Here is a 24,390-nt window from a genome sequence, read left to right as displayed (position 1 = left end):
CCGTCGTATGAGATGCGCGGCGGGTAACGGGTGTCACCCGTCGGCCTTGCGGTGCACACGGGAGATCCAGTCCGCCGGTGCGGCGATCTCCGCCTTGGTGGGCAGGGTGTTCGGGGACGTCCAGACGCGGTTGAAGCCGTCCATGCCGACCTCGTCGACGACGGCCCGGACGAAGCGCTCGCCGTCGCGGTACTGGCGGAGCTTGGCGTCGAGGCCGAGCAGCTTGCGCAGGGCCGTGTCGAGCCGGGAGGCGCCCTTGGCGCGCCGCTGCTGGAACTTCTCGCGGATCTCGGCCACGGAGGGCACGACCGCGGGGCCGACGCCGTCCATGACGAAGTCGGCGTGGCCCTCCAGGAGGGACATCACGGCGGTGAGGCGGCCGAGGATCTCCCGCTGGCCGGGGGTCTGGACGAGTTCGACGAAGGAGCGCCCGCCGTCGTCCTCCTCGGCCTCGGGCCGGCCGCCGGCGAGGGACTGGGCGGCCTCGCGGACCCGCTCCAGGACGGTCATGGGGTCGACGTCGGTCTCGCCGAGGAAAGACTGGATTTCGCCCTCGAGGTGGTCCCGCAGCCAGGGCACGGCACTGAACTGGGTGCGGTGGGTCTCCTCGTGCAGGCACACCCACAGCCGGAAGTCGTGCGGGTGGACGTCGAGTTCGCGTTCGACGTGGACGATGTTCGGGGCGACGAGCAGCAGCCGGCCGCCGCCGTGCTCCCCGGCGGGGAGGTCACGGGTGGCGGGGGCGAAGGTCTCGTACTGGCCGAGGACGCGGGAGGCCAGGAACGACAGCAGCATCCCGAGCTCGACGCCCGTGACCTTGCCGCCGACCGCGCCGAGGACGGCCTGCCCGGTGCCGCTGCCCCGGCGCTCCTGCATCTTCTCCAGCAGGGGCTTGAGGATCTCGCGGAACCCGGCGACGTTGGCCCGGATCCAGCCGGGCCGGTCGACGACGAGGACCGGGGTGTCGTGGATCTCCTCGGTGCCCATGCGGGTGAACCCGCGGACGTGTTCCTCGGAGGACTTCGCGTGCCGGCGCAGTTCCGCGACGACGGCCCTGGCCTCGTCGCGGCTCACCTCGGGGCCCGGCCGTACGAACCGGGTCGCGGTCGCCACCGCGAGGTTCCAGTCGACCATCTGAGAAGAAGCAGCACCACCGATGCTCGTCATGCGTCAACCGTACGTGAGCGTTCCCGGTCGGGGCAGGGCGTGCGAGCGGACGGTCCCCGGGCCGGTGCCCGGGGGGCCGTCACCGGCAGCCGCAGGAGGCGAGGGCCGTGGCGGCCCGGTCGAGGGCCGCCTGGGCCGCGTCCCGGTCGGTGGTGTCGGAGGCGAGGAACGCGAAGGCGAGCAGGCGTCCGTCCTGGTCGACGACGGTGCCGGCCAGGGTGTTGACGCCGGTGAGGGTGCCGGTCTTGGCGCGGACGACGCCCGCGGCCCCGTCCGCGTAGCGGCTGGTGAGGGTGCCGGTGAACCCCGCGACCGGCAGGCCGGTGAGGGCGGCGCGCAGTTCGGGGTGGGCGGGGTCGGCGGCGTGGGCGAGCAGGGCGGTGAGGAGGTCGGCGGTGAGGGCGTCGCGCCGGTCGAGGCCGCTGCCGTCCCGGAACGCGACGCCGGAGACGGGCAGTCCGAGTTCGCCGAGCCGGGCCGCGATGGCCTTGCCGCCGCCCGCGAAGTCGGGACGCTCGCCGCTCGCGAGGGCGGTGTGGCGGGCCAGGGCCTCGGCGATGTCGTTGTCGCTGTTGGTCAGCATGCGTTCGACCAGGGCGGTGAGCGGGGGCGAGGTGACCTGGGCGAGGGACTCGGCGCGGTTGGTGGCCTTGGAGGGGCCGGGCGCGCTGGTGCGCACGCCGTGGTCGGCAAGGAGGTCGGCGAACCGTTCCGCCGTGTCCTTGGCGGGGTCGTCGCTGCGGTCCGCGGTGCCGCTGCTCGAGTCGTCCAGGCGGCCCTCGTCGGCCATCAGGGCGGTGACGGGGGCGAGGTTCGGGTTCTTGCCGATCGGGTGCCGCTCGGAGCCGGCGTAGAGCGTCGTGTCGTAGGAGAGCGTGACCTCGCGCAGGCCGCGCTTCTTCAGGGCGTCGGCGGTCCGCGCGGCGAGGTCGCGCAGTCCGGCCCAGCCGCCGGTCTTCTCGCGGGCGGTGAGGGTGGGGTCGCCGCCGCCGACGAGGACCAGTTCCTTCGTGTCGGGTTCCAGGGCGGTGCGGGTGGTGAGGCGGTGGTCGGGGCCCATCGCGGCGAGGGCGGCGACCGCGGTGGCGATCTTGGTGGTGGAGGCGGGGGTGAGGGCGTCGGAGGCGCCCTCGCCGTACAGGCGCCGGCCGGTGGCCACGTCCACGACGGCGGCGCCGGTGCGGCGGCCGAGCCCGGGGGCGTCGAGGAGAGGGCGCAGGACGGTCGCGAGGGCCTTGCCGTCGGGCACGGACCCGGCGTGCCCCGCACCGGCGCCCAGGGCGGTGAGGACGGCGCCCGCGCTGGGCGCGGGGCGCGGGCCCCGGTCCCGCGCGCCGGGGGTATCGGCGTCCCGGCCGTGATCTGTGCCACCCGTGCGCTCCCGGGCGGCCGCCCGGTCCCGCTCGGCCGTACGCTGACCGGTGGAGTCCCAGGGGCCCACGGCGGTCACCACCGTGGCGGCCAGCGCCAGTCCGGCGGTGGCGGCGCAGGCGGTGTACTGCCAGGTCTTCGGCCTCGTGCCGCGTGCGAGACGTGGCCGCAGGGCGTCCGCGGCCCGCGTCAGTCGCGGTCGCACGGCGTTCGCGAGCCGCGTCACCCGCGGTCCCGCGGCTCGCCAAGGCCTCAGCTCTGGCACGACCACCAGCCCCTTTCGCGATCACACACCTGCGTGAGGGACACTTAATCACCAGAACTATGTGTTGATCATGGAGGAGCCACCGGTGGAGTTCGACGTCACGATCGAGATTCCGAAGGGTTCGCGGAACAAGTACGAGGTGGACCACGAGACCGGTCGGATCCGCCTGGACCGTCGACTCTTCACTTCGACCGCCTACCCGACCGACTACGGCTTCGTCGAGAACACCCTCGGCGAGGACGGCGACCCGCTGGACGCGCTGGTCATCCTGGACGAGCCGACGTTCCCGGGCTGCCTCATCAAGTGCCGCGCGATCGGCATGTTCCGGATGACGGACGAGGCCGGCGGCGACGACAAGCTGCTGTGCGTCCCGGCGACCGACCCGCGCGTGGAGCACCTGCGCGACATCCACCACGTGTCGGAGTTCGACCGCCTGGAGATCCAGCACTTCTTCGAGGTCTACAAGGACCTGGAGCCGGGCAAGTCCGTCGAGGGCGCCGACTGGGTGGGCCGTACCGAGGCCGAGGCCGAGATCGAGCGGTCCTACAAGCGCTTCAAGGACCAGGGCGGCCACTGAGCCCTGCCCCGGCCGTTCCACGGACGGGCCGCACGCCGGGCGTGCGGCCCGTCCGTGTGTCTGTGCGCATACTGAGAGCGGCGGAAGGTGTCGTTCAAGGAGAGCTGCGTACGTGACGGACGCGGAGGACCGCAAGCCGCAGTCGGACGAGGCGAGGATGGCGTTCACGCCGCCCGCCGGGGTGGAGGTGGGGGACAGCGAGTCGGAGACCACGTCGGAGTTCGCGCTCCCCAAGGGTCTCGACGCCCCGCAGCCGCCTCCCCAGGAGCGGGAGGGTTCGGCCTTCAGCGCGCCGAGAGGGTACGGCGCCGAGGACACCCTGCCCGGGTTCACGCCACCGGGCGGCATACCGCAGGTCAGCCTGACCAAGGACGTGCCCTGGCAGGACCGGATGCGCACGATGCTGCGGATGCCGGTGGCCGAGCGGCCGGCGCCGGAGCGGATGCCGAAGACCGAGGAGGAGGGTCCGGCCGTCCCGCGCGTGCTGGACCTGACCCTGCGTATCGGTGAGCTGCTGCTGGCGGGCGGCGAGGGCGCCGAGGACGTGGAGGCCGCGATGTTCGCGGTGTGCCGGTCCTACGGCCTCGACCGCTGCGAGCCGAGCGTCACCTTCACCCTGCTGTCGATCTCGTACCAGCCGTCGCTGGTGGACGACCCGGTGTCGGCGGCGCGCACGGTGCGCCGGCGCGGCACCGACTACACCCGGCTGGCCGCCGTGTACCAGCTGGTCGACGACCTCAGCGACGCCGAGACCCACATCTCCCTGGAGGAGGCCTACCGGCGGCTCGCGGAGATCCGGCGCAACCGGCACCCGTACCCGACCTGGGTCCTGACGGCGGCCAGCGGGCTGCTCGCGGGCGCGGCGTCCGTGCTGGTCGGCGGTGGGCTGCTGGTGTTCGTCGCGGCGGCCGTCGGCGCGATGCTCGGCGACCGGCTGGCGTGGCTGGCCGCGGGGCGGGGGCTGCCGGAGTTCTACCAGTTCACGGTCGCGGCGATGCCGCCGGCCGCGGTCGGGGTCGCCCTGACGCTGACGCACGCCGACGTGAAGGCGTCCGCGGTGATCACCGGTGGGCTGTTCGCGCTGCTGCCCGGGCGGGCGCTGGTGGCGGGCGTGCAGGACGGGCTGACCGGCTTCTACATCACCGCGTCGGCACGGCTGCTGGAGGTCATGTACTTCTTCGTCGGCATCGTGACCGGTGTGCTGGTGGTCCTGTACTTCGGGGTGAACCTGGGCGCCAAGCTCAACCCGGACGCGGCGCTGCTCGTCTCCGAGCGGCCGTACTGGCAGATCGCCGCGTCGATGCTGCTGTCGCTGACCTTCGCGGTGCTGCTCCAGCAGGAGCGGTCCACCGTGCTCGCCGTGACCGTCAACGGGGGTGTGGCCTGGGTGGTGTACGGGGCGATGCGCTACGCGGGCGAGCTGTCGCCGGTCGCCTCGACGGCGGTCGCCGCCGGCCTGGTCGGTCTGTTCGGGCAGCTGATGGCCCGCTACCGCTTCGCGTCCGCGCTGCCGTACACGACGGCCGCGATCGGGCCGCTGCTGCCCGGTTCGGCCACGTACTTCGGGCTGCTGTCGATCGCGCAGAACGAGGTGGACGCGGGACTGGCGTCGCTGGCCACCGCGGCCTCGCTGGCCCTGGCCATCGCGATCGGCGTGAATCTCGGGTCCGAGATCTCCCGGCTCTTCCTGCGGATCAGCTCTCCGGAGAAGCGCCGCTCCGCCAAGCGGACGCGCGGCTTCTGAGACGGCGACGGACGCCCTCCGGGGAGGGCGCCCGTGGCGAGCGGACCGGCCGGGGGCCTCAGTAGCCCTGGTCCGGCGGGTACTGCCGGTTCTGCCGGCCGTAGCCCTGCGGGTACTGCTGGGCGTACGGCTGCTGCGGGTGCTGCGGGTGCTGCTGCCCGTAGTACTGCTGGTCGTGGCCCTGCTGCCCGCCCTGGTCCTGCTGCCCGCCGTGGTCCTGCTGCTGCCCGTAGCCGTACTGACCGCTCTGGCCGCCGTACGGCTGATGGTGCTGGTCGTGCTGGTCGTGGGACGGGATGCGCCGCAGCTGCGTCGTCGCGTCGTCCATCGGCTGGTACCGCTGGTGCTGCTGCCCGTCCTGGGCGGCCGGGGCCTCGGCGCCGGCGCGCTTCTTCTTGCCGCGCTCGCGCAGGTACTCGATGAGGATCGGCACCACGGAGACGACGACGATCAGGACCAGGATCGCCTCGACGTTGCTCTTGATGAACGAGATCTGCCCGAGCCAGTAGCCCGCGAGGGTGACACCGGTGCCCCAGGCGACGCCGCCGATGACGTTGTACGTCAGGAAGGTGCGGTACTTCATCCGGCCGGCGCCCGCCACGATGGGGGCGAAGGTACGCACGATCGGCACGAAGCGCGCCAGCACGATCGCCTTGGGACCGTACTTCTCCATGAACTCGTGCGCCTTGTCCAGGTTCTCCTGTTTGAAGAGCTTGGAGTTGGGGCGGCTGAAGAGCCTCGGGCCGAAGAACTTGCCGATCATGTAGCCGACCTGGTCGCCGAGGACGGCGGCCAGCACGATGAGCGTGCAGACCAGCCACAGCGGCTGGCTGATGTAGGTCCCCTCGGCGACGAACAGGCCCGCCGTGAACAGCAGGGAGTCCCCGGGCAGGAACGCGAAGAGGCCGGACTCCGCGAAGACGATCAGCAGGATGCCGGGAAGGCTGAACGTCTCGATGAGGTAGTCCGGGCTGAGCCACTCGGGGCCGAGCGCAAGGGTGGTCACGGGATTGTGGCTCCTGCGGGGGAAGGGGCGGACGGTAGGTCACGAGCGAGTCAAAAATATCAACGCGCGACCGGTGTCCCAGGTTCCATGGACCCGTTCAGGATGCACTGTGCGCCCCCGGCGACAAAGCTGTGGGGCATGGGCATCGATGAGTACGGCGGCGGGCAGGGGCCGAGCCCCGACGTTCTTGTAGTGACCACGAACGACGTCCCCGGCTACCGCGTGACGCAGGTCGTCGGGGAGGTCTTCGGACTGACCGTGCGCTCCCGGCACGTCGGCAGCCAGATCGGCGCCGGGCTGAAGTCGCTGGTCGGCGGGGAGCTGAAGGGCCTCACCAAGACGCTGGTGGAGACCCGCAACCAGGCGATGGAACGCCTCGTGGAGCAGGCACGCGCGCGGGGCGCCAACGGGGTGCTGGCCTTCCGCTTCGATGTGACGGAGGCGGCCGACGTGGGCACCGAGGTGTGCGCCTACGGGACCGCGGTGGTCCTGGCCCCGGAGTAGGGGGCCAGGACCCTCAGGCGGCGTGGCGGTCCGCGTTGGCGAGGATCGCCTCCTTGAGGTGCTCGGCGAGACCGGGCCGCATGGAGTCGTAGTACGCCTTGAAGCGCTCGTCGGAGACGTACATCTCGGCGAAGCACTTGTGCATCTCGTACGGCACCTCGAAGTACCACTTGCCGATGTGCCGGCGGTGCTCCTCGGCCAGGTCCATGGCCGCCTCGCCGGACGGCTGCCCTCCGGCGGCCATCAGGGTGGTGTAGCGCTCCTGCCAGTCGTCGACCTCGGCCTGGACGCGCTTCCAGTCCTCCTTGGTGTAGCTCGCCGCGCGGCGCTGCGACTCGGCGTACGCCCCGGTGCCGCCCCAGCGTTCCTCCGCCTCCGCGGCGTACTGCTCGGGGTCCTTGTCCCCGAACACCTCGAACCTCTCCTCGGGCGTCAGGTTGATTCCCATCGTGCGTGCCTCCATGGCGTGTTCCACGGCCGCCGCCATCTTCCGCAGCTTCTCGATCCGGGCGGTCAGCAGCTCGTGCTGGCGGCGCAGGTGTGCGCGCGGGTCCGCGTCCGGGTCGTCGAGCAGGGCGGCGACCTCGTCGAGGGGGAAGCCGAGCTCGCGGTAGAACAGGATCTGCTGCAGCCGGTCGAGGTCGGCGTCGCTGTAGCGCCGGTGGCCCGCGTGGCTGCGCTCGCTGGGTACGAGCAGGCCGATGTCGTCGTAGTGGTGCAGCGTGCGCACCGTCACCCCGGCGAACCCGGCGACCTGTCCCACGGAGTAGCCCACTTCCGCTCCCTTCTCGGTACGAGCTCCACGGTGCGCCCTCACGCCGCGTGAGGTGCAAGCCCTCAAGTGTGGGCATACCGTCGATTCATGGCACTGCACCGCGGGAACAGCGCATCACCGGACCCACGCGGCGGCGGACGCAGGCTGTCCGTCAACCCGTTCTACGGGGAGACGAACCCGGCCGCCGGCATGACCGAGGCCCCGCCCACCCATCGCCTCCCGGACTCCCCCATGGCGCCGTCGACGGCGTACCAGCTGGTGCACGACGAGCTGATGCTGGACGGCAACTCGCGGCTGAACCTCGCCACCTTCGTCACCACCTGGATGGAGCCGGAGGCGGCGGTGCTGATGGCGGAGTGCCGGGACAAGAACATGATCGACAAGGACGAGTACCCGCGCACCGCCGAGCTGGAGCGGCGCTGTGTGTCGATGCTCGCCGATCTGTGGAACGCGCCCGATCCGTCGGCGGCCGTGGGCTGTTCGACCACGGGTTCCAGCGAGGCGTGCATGCTCGCGGGCCTGGCGCTGAAGCGGCGCTGGGCGGGCCGCAACGCCGACCGGTACCCGTCCCCACAGGCCCGGCCCAACCTGATCATGGGCGTCAACGTCCAGGTGTGCTGGGAGAAGTTCTGCAACTTCTGGGAGGTCGAGGCCCGGCTCGTCCCGATGGAGGGCGAGCGCTTCCACCTCGATCCGCAGGCGGCGGCCGAGCTGTGCGACGAGAACACCATCGGGGTCGTCGGCATCCTCGGCTCCACCTTCGACGGGTCCTACGAGCCGATCGCGGACCTGTGCGCCGCGCTGGACGCTCTGCAGGAGCGCACGGGCCTGGACGTCCCGGTGCACGTGGACGGCGCGTCCGGCGCCATGGTGGCGCCCTTCCTCGACGAGGACCTGGTGTGGGACTTCCGGCTGCCGAGGGTCGCCTCGATCAACACCTCGGGGCACAAGTACGGGCTGGTGTACCCGGGCGTCGGCTGGGCGCTGTGGCGGGACAAGGAGGCGCTGCCCGAGGAGCTGGTGTTCCGGGTGAACTACCTGGGCGGCGACATGCCGACGTTCGCGCTCAACTTCTCGCGGCCGGGCGCGCAGGTGGTGGCGCAGTACTACTCGTTGCTGCGGCTGGGCCGGGACGGGTACCGGGCGGTGCAGCAGGCGGCGCGGGACGTGGCGGGCCGGGTCGCGAAGGCCGTGGAGGAGCTGGGTGACTTCCGGCTGCTGACGCGGGGCGACGAGTTGCCGGTGTTCGCGTTCACGACGGCCCCGGACGTGACCCGGTTCGACGTGTTCGACGCGTCCCGGCGGCTGCGGGAGGCGGGCTGGCTGGTGCCGGCGTACACGTTCCCGCCGAACCGCGAGGACCTGTCCGTGCTGCGGGTGGTGTGCCGCAACGGCTTCTCGGAGGACCTCGCGGACCTGTTCGTGGACGACCTGCGCCGCTCCCTGGAGGACCTGCGCCGGCAGCCGCACCCGTTGACGCACGACAAGGGCGCGGCCACCGGGTTCCACCACTAGTCGGGCCGACCGTCGGCCAGGAGGCCGACGAACGGCTCGCCCTCGTCCGCGAAGGTGTAGGCGCCGCCCTCGACACGGGCGATGAGGCCGCGGGTCCACTCGCTCTCGGAGTCGGCGGTGTGGACCCACATGTTCATGATCTCGCCGATGTGGCCGAGCTGTTCGGGCCCGTCCTCGGGCACGTAGTGCTTGAGGACGTCCGTCCGCCACTCCTCGATCCGCCGGACGCGCTCGCGCAGCAGCTCCAGGGCCTCCGCGCGCGGCAGGTCGACCAGGAAGCCCACCGCGGCCGTCTTCATGTCGCCGCGCTGGTCGTAGGTGACCAGCGCCTCGCGCAGCAGCCGGAAGTACTCCTCGGTGCCCTCGCCGGTCACCTCGTACTCGGTGCGCGGCGGACCGCCCGCCGTGGACGGGGCGATCTCGTGCGCGTACAGAAGTCCCTGCTTCGCCATCTGCTTCAGCGCGTGGTAGATCGAGCCCGGTTTGGCGTGGGACCACTCGTGCGCGCCCCAGTACTCCAGGTCGTTGCGGACCTGGTAGCCGTGGGCGCGGCCGTGCATGCGGACCGCGCCCAGGACGAGGAGGCGGATGGCTGACATGCCGTCCAGGTTAGAACGGGAACCCGCTGCGGCCGTGCTGCACGGAGATCCACTTCATGGTGGTGAAGGCGTCCAGCATCGTCTCGCCGTTCAGCCGGCCGACACCGGAGTGCTTCTCGCCGCCGAAGGGGACGATCGGCTCGTCGTGGACGGTGCCGTCGTTCACGTGGAACATGCCGGAGTCGATCCGCTTGGCGAAGGCGACACCGCGCTCGACGTCGGCCGTGTGCACGGCGCCGCTCAGGCCGTACGGGGTGTCGTTGACCAGGCGGACGGCCTCCTCCTCGCCGTCGAACGGCACGAGGAAGACGACCGGGCCGAAGACCTCCTGCCGCAGCAGCGCGGAGTCCTCCGGGAGGCCGGTCAGGACGGACGGCTCGACCAGGTTGTCCGTGGCCGTGCCGTGCACGAGGGCCGTCGCGCCCTCGGCGAGGGCCTGCGCGACCGTGCCGGTGAGCGCCTCGGCCTGCGAGGAGTTGATGACCGGGCCGATGACGGTCTCGGGGTCGCTCGGGTCGCCCACCTTGAGCGACTTCACCTTGGCGACGAACTTCTCGGTGAACGCGTCGGCGACCGTACGGTCCACGAGGACGCGGTTCGCCGCCATGCAGACCTGGCCCTGGTGCACGAACCGGCTGAAGACGGCTGCGTCGACTGCGTAGTCGAGGTCGGCGTCGTCCAGGACCACCAGCGCGCTGTTGCCGCCGAGTTCGAGCACGGAGCGCTTGAAGTGCGAGGCGCAGACGGTGGCGACGTGCCGGCCGACCTTGTCCGAGCCGGTGAAGGAGATGACCTTGGGGATCGGGTGCTCGATGAAGGCGTCGCCGATCTCGGCGATGTCGGTGATGACGACGTTGAGCAGACCGGCCGGAAGCCCCGCCTCCTCGAAGATCTTCGCGACCAGGGAGCCGCCGACGATCGGGGTGTTCTGGTGCGGCTTGAGGACCACGCCGTTGCCGAGCGCGAGGGCCGGGGCGACCGACTTGAGGGAGAGCAGCAGGGGGAAGTTGAACGGGCTGATGACCCCGACGACACCGACCGGCACCCGGTAGACGCGGTTCTCCTTGCCGTCCACCGGCGACGGGATGATCCGGCCCTCGGGGCGCAGCGCCAGATGCACCGCCTCGCGCAGGAACTCCTTGGCCAGGTGCAGTTCGAACGCGGCCTTCAGCCGGGTGCCGCCGAGCTCGGCGACGATCACCTCACCGATCTCCTGCTCGCGCTCCTCGACCACGCGCAGCGCCTTCTCGAAGACCGCGCGGCGGGCGTAGGGGTTGGTCGCGGCCCACTGCTCCTGGGCGCGGGCCGCCGCCCGGTACGCCTCGTCCACCTCGTCGACCGTGGCTATCGTGATCGACGCCAGCTTCTCGCCGTCGTACGGGTTGAAGTCGATGATGTCCCAGGAGCCTGTGCCCGGGCGCCACTCACCGTCGATGTACTGCTGAGCGAGGTCGGTGAAATAGGACGACATGTGATCCCTCAATCCCTTGCAGACATCCGATCGGCCCGGTCGCCATCGTGATCGTCCTCACGGTCTGATCACACGTCATCGTACGTGTGTTTCAAGAGAGTTGAAGGAGTCCCCGGAGAAGATCCCGGCTCTCGTCCGGGCCCGGACTGTCCTGCTGGAGCTCCTTGAGGGCGAGCTCGTACTGGGCGACGTCCTCGCGCTTGTCGAGGTAGAGCGCGCTCGTGAGCTGCTCCAGGTAGACGACGTCCGAGAGGTCGGACTCGGGGAAGCTGAGGATGGTGAAGGCGCCGGACTCGCCGGAGTGCCCGCCGAACCCGAACGGCATGATCTGCAGGCGCACATTGGGCCGCTCGGAGATCTCGATGAGGTGCTGCAGCTGGCCGCGCATCACCTCGCGGTCGCCGTACGGCCGGCGCAGGGCGGCCTCGTCGAGGACGATGTGGAACTCGGGGGCGTTCTCCGCGACGAGGTACTTCTGGCGCTCCAGGCGCAGCGCGACGCGCTTGTCGACGTCGGACGCGCTCGCGCCCTTCATACCGCGCTTGACGACCGCGTGCGCGTACGCCTCGGTCTGCAGCAGGCCGTGGACGAACTGCACCTCGTAGGCGCGGATCGAGCTGGCCGCGCCCTCCAGGCCGACATAGGTGGGGAACCAGCTGGGCAGGACGTCCGAGTAGCTGTGCCACCAGCCGGCGACATTGGCCTCGCGGGCCAGGGAGAGCAGGGAGGCGCGCTCCTGCTCGTCGGTGATGCCGTACAGCGTCAACAGGTCTTCCACGTCACGCGTCTTGAAGCTCACCCGGCCCAGCTCCATCCGGCTGATCTTCGACTCGGACGCGCGGATCGAGTATCCGGCGGCCTCACGGGTGATTCCGCGCGCTTCCCGCAGTCGCCTCAGTTGCGAGCCGAGCAGCATGCGCCGCACCACCGATCCGGGCTCTCCCGCGCTCACGTTCGCCAGCCTCCCCAACCGTCTTCCCGGCCCGCAGTCTGCCACTAAATCACTTCGAGCAGTACTCGCCCGATTACAGAGACGGAGAGAAACCAAGGATTCCACTCGTGAAGCAGTCAGCGGAAGACAAGAAGAGGGGGTGAGGTTGGCGGAAAAAATGGCCAACAAGCGGTACGGGAGCGTCCAATTCGGTCACGTGCACGTGCATCTGCCCTTGCATCTGCTCTTGGCTTCCGAAACCATGGTCCCGCGCAACCGCTGCATCGCCACGACCGCGAACTCCCGGGAGTGCCTCGCATGGGGACGAATGGATCGACCATGCTCGAGCCGTTACGGCAGGGCCTTCCGCCACTGGACCCCGCAGCCGTCTCCAACGCCGCCTCCTGCGCCCTGCCGGCCCGGTACGAGGCCGTCCGGGAAGCCCGCGGCTTCACGCGCCGCACCCTGGACCAGTGGGAGCTGGGCGACCGTTTCGACGACGTCTGCCTCGTGGTCTCCGAACTGGTGACGAACGCCCTGCGGCACGCCCTGCCGTCGAACGCCCCCCGTGTCTCCGACCAGCCCCCGCCGGTGCGGCTGCATCTGATGCGGTGGACCGAGCGGCTGGTGTGCGCGGTGCGCGACCCCAGTCACGACAGCCCGGTCGCGCGCGACTCCGAGGACTTCTCGGCGGAGTCCGGCCGGGGGCTGTTCCTCGTGGAGTCCTTCAGCGACAGCTGGGGCTGGCACCCGATGGCCGGCACCCTCAGCGGCAAGGTGGTGTGGGCGCTGTTCCGCCTCCAGCCCGGCGCCTGTACCGGCCCCGCGGACTGAAGAGGGGCCGGGTGCCGTGATGCGCAGGGTCTACGCGCGTCATCACGGCCGGGGCGGCGGCGCCCTCCGTATCCGGGAAGCCGGGAGGCGTCAGCCCGCGACCAGGTGGTCGAACTCGCCGTCCTTGACCCCGAGGAGCATCGCCTCGATCTCGGCCCGGGTGTAGACGAGGGCCGGGCCGTCGGGGAAGCGCGAGTTGCGCACGGCGACATCGCCGCCGGGCAGCCGCGCGAACTCCACGCAGGAGCCCTGGGAGTTGCTGTGCCTGCTCTTCTGCCAGGCCACCCCGTCCAGCTCCGTGGCCGCCATGCCGTTGTACACGTCGTGGTCCACAGGTCGCTCCCCGATGGTGCGGTGGCTCTTCGCCATGAGGCATGAGGTGATGCAGTGGTGCGTGTGCCGGACAACTGCTTTCGGATCATAGCCTCTGTTCACGTGCACCTGCATGAGCAGATGCACGTGCACGGGGGGTGTTCCCGCAGTTACTCCTGGGACGTACGCGGGTGGTCCATGCGTTCCAGCGCATGCCCCAGGGATCGCATCACTTGAGTGCGCCAGCCCCCGCCCATGATCTTCCGCGCCATGAGCTGAACGGGGTCGTCCGGATCGAACCCCTCGTGCACTAGAAAAAGACGTGTTCCTCGCCCTTCTTGTTCCAAACTCCAAGTAACCGTCCAGACAGCGGAGTTGGACGACGAGGCGTCACGCCAGCGGACGCTCAGCATCCGTTCGGGGGCGTAGGCGAGGACCTCCGCCTCGACCGTGCCGGAGAAGTCGGTGTTCGGCCGCGGCACGGACGTCATCGTGTACCGGTGCCCGACCTCCAGCCGGAACGCCTCGGCCCCCTGCATCTGCCACTGCACGAGCAGCTCGGGCTCGGTCAGGGCGCGCCAGACCTTGGCGGGCGGATGCGGGAAGTACTGATCCACCCGGATGACGGTGAGGTCGTCCTCGGGGGGCTCGGGGACCGGATCGGGGCCGCGGCCCGGGTCTGTGCTCATGTCGGGTCATCGTCGGGCATGCGGTCGAGCAGATCGCCGAGGTCCTTCAGACGCTCGCGCCAGAACCGCTCGTACGGATGGAGCCAGTCCTGCACATCGGCGAGCGGAGCCGCCTCCAGCCGGTAGATGCGCTGCCGGCCGGACCGCTGCTCGGAGACCAGCCCGGCCTCGCGGAGCACCCGCAGATGCTCCGACAGACTGGGCCGGCGCATGGCGAAGTGGGCGGCCAGGTCCTGGACCGCCTGGGGCCCGCCGTCGCGGAGCAGTCGCAGCACCTCGCGGCGGGTGCCGTTGGCCAGCGCGGCGAAGACGCGGTCCTGCGGCGTCTCCTGGACCCCGGTCGTGGTCATGCCCGTCCCTCTCCGGTCAGTGAGCGGCCTCCGTCAGCAGCATCAGGCCGTTGCCGTCGGGGTCCTGGAAGCCTGCCATGCGCCCCCAGGGCATGTCGTCCGGACCCTGTACGGCGACTCCGGCCTCCGCGAGCCGCGCGCAGTCCGCGTCGACGTCGGTGGTGACCAACATGATCCCCCGCACCGTGCCGGGCTCGAAGCCGCCCATCCCCGGACCGGAGAGCGTGAAGACCGTCTGCGCGCCCTCGGGCGCGACCTGGAGCCATCGGCCCTGGGGGGTGGCGAGATCGGCGGCGACCCGGAAGCCGAGGACATCGGTGTAGAAGCGCAGGGCACGGTCCTGGTCGGTGACGGGGAGCGTGACGAATGAGGCGTGCGTGATGGTCATGGCACGAGAATACGTAGGCGATTACCTACACGTCAAGCGTAGGAGATTTCCTACGCGTCGCCGGCTCCGCGGGCCCGGCAGCCCGCACAGAAGTCCCTTCCTTCCCGCCGCCTTTCCGGCGACCGTGAACCGACTCCCTGGTAACTTGCTGCGGACGTTTCGGCCACGCCCGGCCGATCCGGCCATGCCGACCGCTACAGCTTGGGGGCTCTCTGTGACCTCGGCGACTTTCCCGCGTACGCGCACCACGCCGGGCCGGTGGACGAGGAGCGCGGCCGTGGCCGCCTCTCTGGTGGGCGTGCTCGCGCTCACCGCGTGCAGCGGAGGCGGCGACTCGGACGGCGACTCCGCTCCCAGCACCGCCCCGACCAGCACCGACACCGGCAGTGGTGGCACGGGCGGCGGCTCGGGAGGCGGTTCCGCGTCGTCCGCCGGCGAGCTGGAGGGCAGCTGGCTGGCGACCACCGACGGCAAGGCCGTCGCCCTGGTGGTCACCGGCGACAAGGCCGGGCTCTTCGCGACCGGCGGCTCCGTGTGCAGCGGAACGGCCGGCGAGCAGGGCGGCAAGCGGACCATCCGGCTGCAGTGCACGGACGGCAGCAAGGACCGGGCGGCCGGGACCGTCGACTCCGTCGGCAAGAGCGAGTTGAAGGTGACCTGGGAGGGCACCCTCGGCGTGGAGACGTACACCAAGGCGGAGGGTGGCAAACTGCCCACGGGCCTGCCCACGGCCGGTCTGGGATCGTGATGTCCGATCGGTGACCGGCTCACCGACGCGACTCCCCGAGGACTCCATGCGCACCATCTCCGTCACCGCCACCGTCGCCGCCCTCGCCGCGGCGCTCCTCCTGACCTCCTGCGACAGCGCCGGGGACGACAAGAACACCCAGAACAAGGCGGCCGGTGCCGGCTGCGTCGCCGATCTCACCGTGCGCTTCGGGCCCGCCAACGCCGCGCCCGCCGCCGGGGACACCGGCAACGTCCCGGTGACCGTCACCAACCGCGGGGACGCCCCGTGCACCGTGGAGGGCCTGCCCGGCGTGGACCTGGTCGCCGGGGACACGACCGCGGCGGTCCCGGCCGCGGACGCCGCCGCGGCCGGGAAGGCCACCTTCGCCAAGGGCGCCTCGCTGGCCTTCACACTCACCTACGTCCGCGGCGAGGACGGCGGCGACACCTCCCTCGCGGCACGGTCGGCGACGGTGCGGCTGCCCGGTGCCGCCAAGGCCGAGAGCTTCAAGTGGGCGTACGGCGCCGTGGCCCTGAAGGGCGACGGGCGCACGCCGGACGCCTCGGTGACCGGCTTCCAGCAGTCGACCGACTGACGACGCTCAGGTCAGCGGCCGGCGCGGGTCCACCCGGGCCCGGTCGGCCGCGTCCGACCCCTCCGTCCAGCCGGCGTCGTCGCTCACCCCGCGCAGCCGGGTCGTCGTGGTCTGCGGGAACATCCGGTCCAGCCGGCCGGTGACCGCCACCTCGCGGGACGCCAGGACGGGCAGCAGGTCGTCGGTCACCTGTGTCCGCGCGGCGGCGGTGAGACGGGCGCTCACCCGATGGGCGTAGGCCGCCAGGAACGACTGCCGGAACGTCTTGGTTCGCTTGCGGCCGCCCGCCCGCTGGGCCGCCTCCGCCTTGGTCATCGCGGTCTGGGCCTGCACGAGCAGCGAGGTGTACAGCAGCTCCACCACCTCCAGGTCCGCCTCGAACCCGACGACGGTGGAGAAGCCGAACGGCTCGTTCCACACGGCCCGGCAGTGGTTGGCCCGCGCCACCGCGTCCAGCAGCACGGCCTTGGCCTGCTCGTACGGCGGCTCCACGCCGATCCGGCAGGCGCCGGGCGCGTCGGCGGCGCCGGCCGGCGCGCGGGAGGCGACCAGTGCCTCGTCGATGCTGTGCCGCGCCATCAGCTCCTGCGCCTTGGCGGTCAGCGCCTCGGCCTCCTGCGGGAACCCGGTCGCCTCGGCCTTCGCGAGCAGCGCGCGGACCCGGGTGAGCATGCGGGACTCCGGGCGGGCGGCCCCGCCGGACGGGGCGGCCGTCTCCTCCAGGGGCTCCAGCGCGGGCAGGCGCAGCAGCAGGCGGTACAGCTCCAGGACGGCGGTGGCGTGCGAGAAGCGGTCGGTACGGGCCGGCGCCTCCCCGGGCAGGGCGTCGAGCTGGGCCCGCCAGCGGGGTCCCCGCACCCGGTCCCGGGGCGCCTGCGCCCGCACCAGCGCCGCCAGCAGGCGTACGTGCACGTCGTCCAGGTCCCGCCGCACCAGCCGCACGACGTCGGCGGGCTGCCAGCCGCGTCGCCAGGCGGCCGCCACGAACTCCTCGCCACGCCGGGCCAGTTCGGCGTCGGACGCGGGGTCGGCGGCGAGCAGCGAGGCGCCTGTGTCGAGCGTCGCGTGCCCGGTGTCGTAGAGGGCGGTCTCGAAGGCGCGGTCGACGGTACTGGGCGTGCTCACCAGGCGATCGTAAGTCTGTTCACGGCACACCGCTGTCAACTACGGGTTGACACTGCTGGACTGTCAACCTACGGTTGACACATGTCGACGAACCCCAGCATCACGTCATCCGTCCGTCTCGACGAACTCATCGCGGCCATCAAGAAGGTCCACGAGGAGCCCCTGGACCAGCTCCAGGACGCCGTGATCGCCGCCGACCACCTCGGCGAGGTGGCCGACCACCTGATCGGCCACTTCGTGGACCAGGCGCGGCGCTCCGGTGCCTCCTGGACCGACATCGGCCGCAGCATGGGCGTCACCCGGCAGGCCGCTCAGAAGCGGTTCGTGCCCAAGGAGGGCAACGACCTCGACCCCCAGCAGGGCTTCGGCCGCTACACCCCGCGCGCCCGCAACGTGGTGATGGCCGCCCACAACGAGGCCATCGCGGCCCGCAACCCCGAGGGGCGCCCCGAGCACCTGGTCCTCGGCCTGCTGGCCGAGCCGGACGGCATCGCCGCGAAGGCCATCCTGGACCGGGGCGTCCTCCTGGACACCGTGCGCCAGGCCGCCACCGCCGCCCTGCCGCCCGCCGCCGACGAGGTCCCCGAGCTCATCCCCTACGGCTCCGACGCCAAGAAGGTCCTGGAGCTCACCTTCCGCGAGGCCCTGCGCCTCGGCCACAACTACATCGGCACCGAGCACATCCTGCTGGCCCTGCTGGAGTTCGAGAACGGCTCCGGCGTCCTGTCCGGCCTCGGCATCACCAAGCAGGACGCCGAGGCGTTCATCGCCGCAGCGCTCTCGCAGTACCTGCGCGGCGGTGAACAGACCGCCCGGGACGCGGCCGGCGAGGACGGCACGGCCCAGGACTGAAGCCGATGTCAGACCCGGGTGCCACACTCGCGGCATGACCGACCGGTGGGCGCTCGCCCCGGCCGAGGACGGCGGCGCGGAACTCGCCCCCCTCGGCCCGGACGGGCTGCTCGCCGCACCGCCGCTGCGCGCACCCGGCCTCGCGGAGGCGGTGCGCTCCCGTCCCGGGGTCGTCCGCTGGGTGTGGCGGTCCACCGCCGAGGTCTATCCGCGCCTGCTCGCGGCGGGCGTCCGCGTGGAGCGGTGCTACGACATCGAGGACGCCGAGACCCTCCTCCTCGGCCACGAGGGGCGGCACGGCGCGCCCCGGTCGGCCGCCGCCGCCCTCGCCCGGCTGCGTGGCGGCCCCGTGCCGCCCGACCCGCCGCAGCGCGCCGCCCACCCGGGCGCCCAGTCCTCCCTGTTCGACCCGCAGACGGCCCCCGTGCCGCTCGCCGACCTGGCCGAGGTGTACGCCGACCAGCAGCGACGGCACGACCGGACCGCCCACCCCGACCGTATGCGGCTGCTGACGGCCGCCGAGTCCGCGGGCATGCTCGTCGCCGCCGAGATGAACCGCGCCGGGCTGCCGTGGAGCGCCGACGTGCACCGCCAGGTGCTGACCGACCTGCTCGGCGAGCGGTACGCGGGCGGCGGGGAGCCGCGCCGGCTGGCCGAGCTGGCGGACGAGGTGTCGGCCGCGTTCGGGCGCCGGGTGCGGCCCGATCTGCCCGCCGACGTGATCAAGGCGTTCGCCCAGGCCGGCGTCAAGGTCCGGTCGACCCGGCGCTGGGAGATCCAGTCCGTCGACCATCCGGCGGTGAAGCCCCTCATCGAGTACAAGAAGCTGTACCGGATCTGGGTCGCGCACGGCTGGTCCTGGCTGCAGGACTGGGTGCGCGAGGGGCGGTTCCGGCCCGAGTTCCTCGCGGGCGGCACCGTCACCGGGCGCTGGGTGACCAACGGCGGGGGCGCCCTGCAGATCCCCAAGGTGATCCGGCGCGCGGTCGTCGCCGACCCGGGCTGGCGGCTCGTCGTCGCCGACGCCGACCAGATGGAGCCCCGCGTGCTCGCCGCGATCTCCCGGGACCCCGGACTGATGGAGGTCGCCTCCCGGGAGACCGACCTCTACCAGGCCGTCTCCGACCGCGCCTTCTCCGGCGACCGCGCCCAGGCCAAGCTCGCCGTGCTCGGCGCCGTCTACGGCCAGACGTCCGGCGACGGACTGAAGAACCTCGCCGCGCTGCGCCGCCGCTTCCCCCGGGCGGTCGCGTACGTCGACGACGCGGCGCGGGCCGGCGAGGAGGGGCGGCTCGTGCGGACCTGGCTGGGACGGACCTCGCCCCCGGCCGCCGGGGCCTCGGACGACGCCGCCGAGGAGGCGGGCATCCCCGTCCCCGACACCCCCTCGGGGCCCGACGGACCGGCCGACGGGTCGCCCCAGGACTGGGTGCCCGGCTACGCCTCCACCAACGCCCGCGCCCGCGGCCGCTTCGCCCGTAACTTCGTCGTCCAGGGCAGCGCCGCCGACTGGGCCCTGCTGCTGCTCGCCGCGCTGCGCCGGTCCTGCGCGGACATGGCGGCGGAGCTGGTCTTCTTCCAGCACGACGAGGTGATCGTGCACTGCCCCGAGGAGGAGGCCGCGGCCGTCGTGGCCGCGATCCGCGAGGCGTCCGCGCTCGCCGGACGGCTGACGTTCGGGGACACGCCGGTGCGGTTCCCGTTCACCACGGCGGTGGTGGAGTGCTACGCGGACGCGAAGTGAGGGCGTGGAAGCCCTCTGCTCCGCGTCCTCAGAGGACGGGCGGCCGGCCCAGCCGGGTCAGCCGTACCACCGTGCGCCAGCGCATGGGCCGTCGCTCGCCCGCGGATTCCCTGACGCCTTCCAGAAAACCGCCGAACCAGGCCCGCAGACCGGCCGCCGACCGGGTGCGGGCGAGCGTGAGCAGCACCCAGATCCCCAGATGGACCGGGATCAGCGGAAGCGGCAGCCGGCGGCGGGTCAGCCAGACCCGGTTGCGGGCGTTCACGCGGTAGTAGATGGCGTGCCGCGCGGGTGAGGTCTTCGGGTGCTGGAGGAGGAGTTCGGGCGCGTAGAGGATGCGCCAGCCGGCGTCCACCGCCCGCCACGCCAGATCGGTCTCCTCGTGCGCGAAGAAGAAGCGGGCGGGCCAGTCCCCGGTCTGCGCCAGCATCGCCATGCTCAGCGCGTGCCCGCCGCCGAGGAAGCCGGTGACGTAACCGCCGCGCATCGGATCGGACTTGCCGACCCTCGGCACGTGCCGCTGCTGGGTCTCGCCGTTCTCGTCGGCGATACGGAACCCGACGATGCCGAGACGGTCGTCGGCGGCGTACAGGTCCCGTACCCGGCGCAGCACGTCGGCGTCGACGAGCAGTCCGTCGTCGTCCAGCTCGACCACGACGTCGACGTCCCCGAACGCGCGCAGCCGCTCCAGGGCGGCGTTGCGTCCGCCGGGGCAGCCGAGGTTCTCGTCGAGCTCGATCCCGGTGAACTCACCGGGCAGGGACAGGCGTTCGGCGAACTCGGGCAGCGGGCAGCCGTTGCCGACGACCACGATGCGGTGGGGGGCGAGGTCCTGCTTGGCCACGGACTCCAGCAGCGCGTCGACCTCCGCGGGCCGGTTGCCCATGGTCACCACGGCCACGGCGATCCTCGGTTCCGTCATGCCCGTCCCTCGTCCGTCTCGTCCGGCTCCCGCCCTCACCGGCGTGATGCTAGTGGTTCACCGGGATGCCGTCCCGCGTTCGCCCCCCGCCCGCCGGCCTCAGGCCCGCAGCGGATTGAAGCGCTCGGCCGCCATCACGTACCAGGCCGTCGCCCCCACGTGCCGGTACGGGTAGTACCCGAACCCGAACCCGGTGTCGATCGGGCTGCTGGCCGACACCACTCCGGCCCGCGCGGGCAGGGCCCGCCCGCCGACCGTCTGGCCGTCGCCGAGCCGGTCCTGGGCCCGCTCGATCGAGTCGAGCAGCCGCCGCGCCCCGGCCTCGTCACCCCGGCCGTGCCGGTCGCGCAGGCAGAGCGCGAGGTGGGCGGTCCCCTCGAACCACACGCCGTTGCGGTCGGGCCTGGGCTGCCCGTCGGCGATCGGGGCGCTCTCGTCGGCGAGGAGACTGGCCGAGCTGAAGGTGACGCCCTCGTACGACTGCCCCGCCGGGACCGTGCTGTTGGGCCGGCCCGCGTGGTCGAGGACGGCGAGGTGGCGCGCGGCCCAGTCCAGGGAGCGGGCCCGGGACCGCGCGTCGAGGGCGAGGTAGGTCCAGGTCTGGGTGTCCTCGGGGATCGGCGAGCGGTTGACGGTCACCCCGTCGTTGGTGCCGGTGTAGAAGAAGCCTCCGTCCGCCTCCCACATCCGCTCCACGAAGGCCCGGGCGTGCGCCCGCCGCTCCCGCCAGACGCGGTCCCCCGTCAGCCGGGCGAGCCGCCCGAAGAGGCCGACGAGGTCGGTGTTGTGCTCGGTGGAGGAGAACGGCAGCTTCGCCCCGGCCCCGTCGACACCGAACTTGTAGCCGCCGAGGGGTTCGTCGTCCGTACGCCCGTTGCGCTCGATCCACTCCCCGATCCGCACGGCACCGTCACGGAAGCGGCGCTTCCCGGTCCGCCCGGCCAGCGCGGCCAGCGCGATCCCGGCCCAGGCCATGTCGCCGACGGCCGTCCCCGTGAACCCGAACTGCGTCCCCACGTTGGCCGTGCCGTCCGCCCGCACGAACCCGTCGGGCTGGAGCGAGCCGTCGTAGAAGGTGTACGGCCCCACGTTGTACGCCTGCCGCAGCCGCCCGTCGTCATGCTCGGGGTCGTGCGCCTGCGCGTACAGCAGCGCGTCCCCGAGCGCGACCGCGCGGGCGTGCGCGTCCGGCGTACGGGCGGCGAGCAGGGCGAGGATCGCGAGCCCGTTGTCGTACGTGAAGGCGGTGCTGAAGAGGCCCGCCTGGTCGGTGTAGCTCTGGGCGAGCCGGATGCGCCCGTGCTCGGGGTAGGCGTCCATCGCTGCGCCGAGGAAGGCCACGGCCCGCCGCCCGGCCGACCCGGCCACGCTCCCGCCGGAGGGGCCACCCGCTTGTGCGGTGCCCACGCCGGCCGCGGTGAGCACGGCGGCGCCGATGCCGGCCCCGAGCAGGCCGCGGCGGCTGAGCCCCGGGCGCTGTCTGTCGCTGAAGTCGGTCATGGATCTCCCTCGGCCGGAGCGGGCGGCAATTGTTTGAGAGCGCTCTCAGAACGCGCGCTCATTCTGCTGGTGGCCGAGAGCCGGGTCAACGCTCGTGCAGGCACCGGAACTTGACAGGCCGAGGGCCGAGGACCGGACCCACCCTGTGCTACCGCACGGCCTTGGCGAGCAGGGCGGCCAGGTCGGCGAGGAACTGCAGCCAGGGCCGGGCACGCTCCGCCCGCCGCCCCAGCCGTCTCCCCCAGCCCACGGACCGGCGACTCTCCCGCCGGCTGAGCACCTTGTCCCGCACCCGCTGTAAGTCCCGTATACGCCGCGCGCCGATCCGTGTACGTCGCCTCATACGGGGACGCTAGCGACGGCCGACGCGCCGCCACAGGGCAGAGGACCGCCAAAGGGCGGGGCGGGTTTTTGGCGGTAACCGTCAGAACTGAGACCGCCGACACCCGCGCGGCCCGCTCGCTACGCCGTCGCCGCATCCGCTGACGCGAAAAGCCCAGCTCAGGAAGATCTGAGCTGGGCTTCGGATGGAGCCGCCTTCGGGATTCGAACCCGAGACCTACGCATTACGAGTGCGTTGCTCTGGCCATCTGAGCTAAGGCGGCGCGCTGCCCGCACTATGGTGCGATCGGCAACGTCGGTAAGTCTACACAGTTTCTGTGGTGCTCCGAACCAGCCCTCGGGGCCCGGCCCGGCCCCGGCCGCGAGGCGGGCGCGAGGCCGGGCGCGGGGCGTCAGCAGCGCTTGTCCTTAGCCGGGGCCTTCCCCCGGACGAGGTACGTGTTGATCGTGCGGTCGATGCACGTGCTGCCCCGCCCGTACGCCGTGTGCCCGTCGCCGTCGTAGGTGAGGAGGCGGGCCGAGGAGAGCTGGTGGGAGAGGGCGCGGGACCAGCGGTACGGGGTCGCCGGGTCGCGGGTCGTGCCGACCACGAGGATCGGGGCCGCTCCCCGCGCCTCGATGCGCTGCGGCTGCCCGGTGGGCGCCACCGGCCAGTACGCGCAGTTCAGGGTGGCCCAGGCCAGGCCCTCCCCGAACACCGGGGACGCCTTCTCGAAGGCCGGCAGGGCCTTGCGGACCTCGTCCGGGGTGGAGAAGGCGGACGGCAGGTCCAGGCAGTTCACGGCGGCGTTGGCGAACATCAGGTTCGTGTAGCGGCCGTCGGCGTCCCGCTCGTAGTAGCTGTCGGACAGGGCGAGCAGTCCGGAGCCGTCGTCCTCCCGCATCGCCGAGTTCAGCGCGTCCCGCAGGGCCGGCCAGGCGCCCTCGTCGTACATCGCCGCGATCACGCCCGTGGTGGCCAGGGACTCGCCGAGCTTGCGGCCGTCCGCGTCCCCGGTGGGGACCGGCCGCGCGTCGAGCTTCTTGAAGAACGCCTTCAGGTTGGTGCCCACGTTCTTCGCCTCGTCGCCGAGCGGGCAGTCCGCACGCCGGACACAGTCCCGGGCGAACGCCCGGAACGCCGTCTCGAAGCCCGCCGTCTGGTCGAGGTTCATCCGCCGCGCGGGCAGGGACGGGTCGATCGCGCCGTCCAGGACCATCCGCCCCACCCGGTCCGGGAACAGACCGGCGTACGTCGCCCCGAGGAAGGTGCCGTACGACGCCCCCACGTAGGCCAGCTTCTCGTCGCCGAGCACCGCGCGCAGGAGGTCCATGTCGCGCGCCGCCTCGGTGGTCGAGACATGCCGCAGCAGACCGGGGGCGTCCGCCCCGCAGCCCTCCGCGAACCTCTTGTACGCGTCGACCAGCTCACCGACCTCCTTCTCGTCGTCCGGCGTGAAGTCGGTCTGCGTGTACCGGTCCATCTGCCGTCCGTCGAGGCATTCGACGGGCTCGCTGCGGGCGACCCCGCGCGGGTCGACGGCCACCATGTCGTAGTGGGCCCGCACGTCGACCGGGTAGCCGATCCCGGCGTACTGCTGAAGGTAGGCGATGGCCGAGCCGCCGGGTCCGCCCGGGTTGACCAGGAGGGATCCGAGCCGTTCGCCCGGGCCGGTCGCCTTCTTGCGGGCCACGGCGAGCCGGGTCTGCCCGGCGTCCGGGTCGGCGTAGTCGAGCGGCGCCTTCAGCGTGGCGCACTGGAACCCGGGCACGCCGCACGCCCGCCAGCTCAGCTTCTGCTCGTAGTACGGCGTGAGCGCCGCCGGTGTCGAGCGCGGCAGCGCGGCCAGGGCCGCCCCGGCCGCCGGGTGCCCGGCCGGCTTCGCGGTTCCGCCGGAGGAGCAGGCCGAGACCAGCAGCGCCGCGACGCCGAGCAGGGCGCCGAGGGTGCCCGCCCGCCGGGAGCGGCGACGGCGGTCGCGGGCGCCCGGCGTGCTCGGGGCCGGTCCGGGGTGGGCTGAGGTGCTGCGCCAGATGTGCATCTGGCGAGCGTAACTCTATGGAGTCGGACAGACGCTCTCCGTGCGGGTCTCCGCTCGTACG

24 protein-coding genes and 1 tRNA gene are annotated in these 24,390 nt (G+C 72.2%); 9 read left to right on the top strand and 16 right to left on the bottom strand.

Going from position 1 to position 24,390, the window contains the following annotated elements; genetic code table 11:
• Positions 1-33 precede the first annotated feature (33 nt).
• Both ACFV46_RS15935 and dacB read right to left on the bottom strand, forming a co-directional pair.
• A complete protein-coding gene (locus ACFV46_RS15935) occupies positions 34-1,167 on the bottom strand; it encodes a zinc-dependent metalloprotease (protein WP_385498586.1) in 1,134 nt (377 codons plus the stop codon).
• Positions 1,168-1,246: 79 nt separating this feature from the next.
• Complete coding sequence (gene dacB, locus ACFV46_RS15930) at positions 1,247-2,809, bottom strand: D-alanyl-D-alanine carboxypeptidase/D-alanyl-D-alanine-endopeptidase (RefSeq protein WP_385498585.1); 1,563 nt, start codon at positions 2,807-2,809, stop codon at positions 1,247-1,249.
• Positions 2,810-2,888: 79 nt separating this feature from the next.
• Here dacB and ACFV46_RS15925 point away from each other — a divergent pair, with 79 nt between their 5' ends.
• Complete coding sequence (locus tag ACFV46_RS15925; RefSeq protein ID WP_031487466.1) at positions 2,889-3,380, top strand: inorganic diphosphatase; 492 nt, start codon at positions 2,889-2,891, stop codon at positions 3,378-3,380.
• 112 nt (positions 3,381-3,492) lie between these two features.
• A complete protein-coding gene (locus ACFV46_RS15920) occupies positions 3,493-5,124 on the top strand; it encodes a threonine/serine exporter family protein (RefSeq protein ID WP_361931461.1) in 1,632 nt (543 codons plus the stop codon).
• Between the two features lie 58 nt (positions 5,125-5,182).
• Here the strand turns inward: ACFV46_RS15920 and ACFV46_RS15915 are convergent, their stop codons facing one another.
• On the bottom strand, positions 5,183-6,130 hold the full coding sequence (locus tag ACFV46_RS15915; protein ID WP_385498584.1) for a DedA family protein: 948 nt from the start codon (positions 6,128-6,130) through the stop codon (positions 5,183-5,185).
• A 138-nt stretch (positions 6,131-6,268) separates the two neighbouring features.
• On the opposite strand from ACFV46_RS15915, the gene ACFV46_RS15910 reads away from it, so the two are divergent.
• Complete coding sequence (locus tag ACFV46_RS15910; protein ID WP_361931465.1) at positions 6,269-6,634, top strand: YbjQ family protein; 366 nt, start codon at positions 6,269-6,271, stop codon at positions 6,632-6,634.
• A gap of 13 nt (positions 6,635-6,647) precedes the next feature.
• On the opposite strand, the gene ACFV46_RS15905 is transcribed toward ACFV46_RS15910, so the two are convergent.
• The gene (locus tag ACFV46_RS15905) at positions 6,648-7,409 is read right to left on the bottom strand and encodes a MerR family transcriptional regulator (RefSeq protein ID WP_385498583.1); all 762 of its coding nucleotides are present in this window, start codon (positions 7,407-7,409) and stop codon (positions 6,648-6,650) included.
• A gap of 87 nt (positions 7,410-7,496) precedes the next feature.
• Between ACFV46_RS15905 and ACFV46_RS15900 the strand changes: the two genes are divergently transcribed.
• Complete coding sequence (locus tag ACFV46_RS15900) at positions 7,497-8,924, top strand: glutamate decarboxylase (protein ID WP_385498582.1); 1,428 nt, start codon at positions 7,497-7,499, stop codon at positions 8,922-8,924.
• Here ACFV46_RS15900 and ACFV46_RS15895 read toward each other — a convergent pair.
• The 3 genes from ACFV46_RS15895 to ACFV46_RS15885 all read right to left on the bottom strand — a co-directional run bounded on the left by ACFV46_RS15895 (position 8,921) and on the right by ACFV46_RS15885 (position 11,910).
• On the bottom strand, positions 8,921-9,523 hold the full coding sequence (locus tag ACFV46_RS15895) for a PadR family transcriptional regulator (protein WP_385498580.1): 603 nt from the start codon (positions 9,521-9,523) through the stop codon (positions 8,921-8,923). The two genes, ACFV46_RS15900 and ACFV46_RS15895, sit on opposite strands and share 4 nt — an antisense overlap.
• 10 nt (positions 9,524-9,533) lie before the next feature.
• Complete coding sequence (locus ACFV46_RS15890; RefSeq protein WP_385498579.1) at positions 9,534-10,994, bottom strand: aldehyde dehydrogenase family protein; 1,461 nt, start codon at positions 10,992-10,994, stop codon at positions 9,534-9,536.
• A 91-nt stretch (positions 10,995-11,085) separates the two neighbouring features.
• On the bottom strand, positions 11,086-11,910 hold the full coding sequence (locus ACFV46_RS15885; protein ID WP_062673215.1) for a helix-turn-helix transcriptional regulator: 825 nt from the start codon (positions 11,908-11,910) through the stop codon (positions 11,086-11,088).
• 333 nt (positions 11,911-12,243) lie between these two features.
• Here ACFV46_RS15885 and ACFV46_RS15880 point away from each other — a divergent pair, with 333 nt between their 5' ends.
• Positions 12,244-12,759 (top strand): ATP-binding protein, encoded by a 516-nt coding sequence (locus ACFV46_RS15880; RefSeq protein WP_376729237.1) that lies wholly within the window; start codon positions 12,244-12,246, stop codon positions 12,757-12,759.
• Positions 12,760-12,849: 90 nt separating this feature from the next.
• On the opposite strand, the gene ACFV46_RS15875 is transcribed toward ACFV46_RS15880, so the two are convergent.
• From ACFV46_RS15875 to ACFV46_RS15860, 4 genes are all read right to left on the bottom strand, one after another.
• On the bottom strand, positions 12,850-13,128 hold the full coding sequence (locus ACFV46_RS15875; RefSeq protein ID WP_055624727.1) for a DUF397 domain-containing protein: 279 nt from the start codon (positions 13,126-13,128) through the stop codon (positions 12,850-12,852).
• Positions 13,129-13,241: 113 nt separating this feature from the next.
• Positions 13,242-13,760 carry an SRPBCC domain-containing protein gene (locus tag ACFV46_RS15870; protein WP_376729236.1) on the bottom strand — a complete coding sequence of 173 codons (519 nt, stop codon included), beginning with the start codon at positions 13,758-13,760 and terminating at the stop codon, positions 13,242-13,244.
• Positions 13,757-14,110, bottom strand: coding sequence for an ArsR/SmtB family transcription factor (locus ACFV46_RS15865; RefSeq protein WP_376729235.1), 354 nt, complete (start codon positions 14,108-14,110; stop codon positions 13,757-13,759). The genes ACFV46_RS15870 and ACFV46_RS15865 overlap by 4 nt, the downstream gene beginning before the upstream one ends.
• 16 nt (positions 14,111-14,126) lie before the next feature.
• Entirely contained in the window at positions 14,127-14,498 is a 372-nt protein-coding gene (locus tag ACFV46_RS15860) for a VOC family protein (RefSeq protein ID WP_385498578.1), read from the bottom strand.
• Positions 14,499-14,775: 277 nt separating this feature from the next.
• Between ACFV46_RS15860 and ACFV46_RS15855 the strand changes: the two genes are divergently transcribed.
• On the top strand, positions 14,776-15,246 hold the full coding sequence (locus ACFV46_RS15855) for a hypothetical protein (protein WP_361931486.1): 471 nt from the start codon (positions 14,776-14,778) through the stop codon (positions 15,244-15,246).
• Between the two features lie 46 nt (positions 15,247-15,292).
• Positions 15,293-15,823 carry a DUF4232 domain-containing protein gene (locus ACFV46_RS15850; RefSeq protein ID WP_385498577.1) on the top strand — a complete coding sequence of 177 codons (531 nt, stop codon included), beginning with the start codon at positions 15,293-15,295 and terminating at the stop codon, positions 15,821-15,823.
• Positions 15,824-15,829: 6 nt separating this feature from the next.
• Here ACFV46_RS15850 and ACFV46_RS15845 read toward each other — a convergent pair whose 3' ends face one another.
• Positions 15,830-16,948, bottom strand: a complete 1,119-nt coding sequence (locus ACFV46_RS15845; protein WP_385498576.1) for a DUF2786 domain-containing protein — start codon at positions 16,946-16,948, stop codon at positions 15,830-15,832.
• Between the two features lie 81 nt (positions 16,949-17,029).
• On the opposite strand from ACFV46_RS15845, the gene ACFV46_RS15840 reads away from it, so the two are divergent.
• Both ACFV46_RS15840 and ACFV46_RS15835 read left to right on the top strand, forming a co-directional pair.
• On the top strand, positions 17,030-17,800 hold the full coding sequence (locus ACFV46_RS15840) for a Clp protease N-terminal domain-containing protein (RefSeq protein ID WP_385498575.1): 771 nt from the start codon (positions 17,030-17,032) through the stop codon (positions 17,798-17,800).
• A gap of 34 nt (positions 17,801-17,834) precedes the next feature.
• Positions 17,835-19,544 carry a bifunctional 3'-5' exonuclease/DNA polymerase gene (locus tag ACFV46_RS15835; RefSeq protein WP_361931495.1) on the top strand — a complete coding sequence of 570 codons (1,710 nt, stop codon included), beginning with the start codon at positions 17,835-17,837 and terminating at the stop codon, positions 19,542-19,544.
• Positions 19,545-19,572: 28 nt separating this feature from the next.
• Here the strand turns inward: ACFV46_RS15835 and ACFV46_RS15830 are convergent, their stop codons facing one another.
• From ACFV46_RS15830 to ACFV46_RS15815, 4 genes are all read right to left on the bottom strand, one after another.
• Complete coding sequence (locus tag ACFV46_RS15830) at positions 19,573-20,466, bottom strand: glycosyltransferase family 2 protein (RefSeq protein ID WP_385498574.1); 894 nt, start codon at positions 20,464-20,466, stop codon at positions 19,573-19,575.
• 99 nt (positions 20,467-20,565) lie between these two features.
• A complete protein-coding gene (locus ACFV46_RS15825; protein ID WP_385498573.1) occupies positions 20,566-21,966 on the bottom strand; it encodes a Tat pathway signal sequence domain protein in 1,401 nt (466 codons plus the stop codon).
• A 528-nt stretch (positions 21,967-22,494) separates the two neighbouring features.
• A tRNA-Thr gene (locus ACFV46_RS15820) sits at positions 22,495-22,571 on the bottom strand.
• A gap of 129 nt (positions 22,572-22,700) precedes the next feature.
• On the bottom strand, positions 22,701-24,329 hold the full coding sequence (locus ACFV46_RS15815) for an alpha/beta hydrolase (RefSeq protein WP_385498572.1): 1,629 nt from the start codon (positions 24,327-24,329) through the stop codon (positions 22,701-22,703).
• Positions 24,330-24,390 lie beyond the last annotated feature (61 nt).

Origin of the sequence: Streptomyces sp. NPDC059852 (genome assembly GCF_042731455.1) — a bacterium.
In the GTDB taxonomy this organism is placed as follows: Bacteria; Actinomycetota; Actinomycetes; order Streptomycetales; family Streptomycetaceae; genus Streptomyces.
This window is presented reverse-complemented; position numbering and strand designations above follow the sequence as displayed.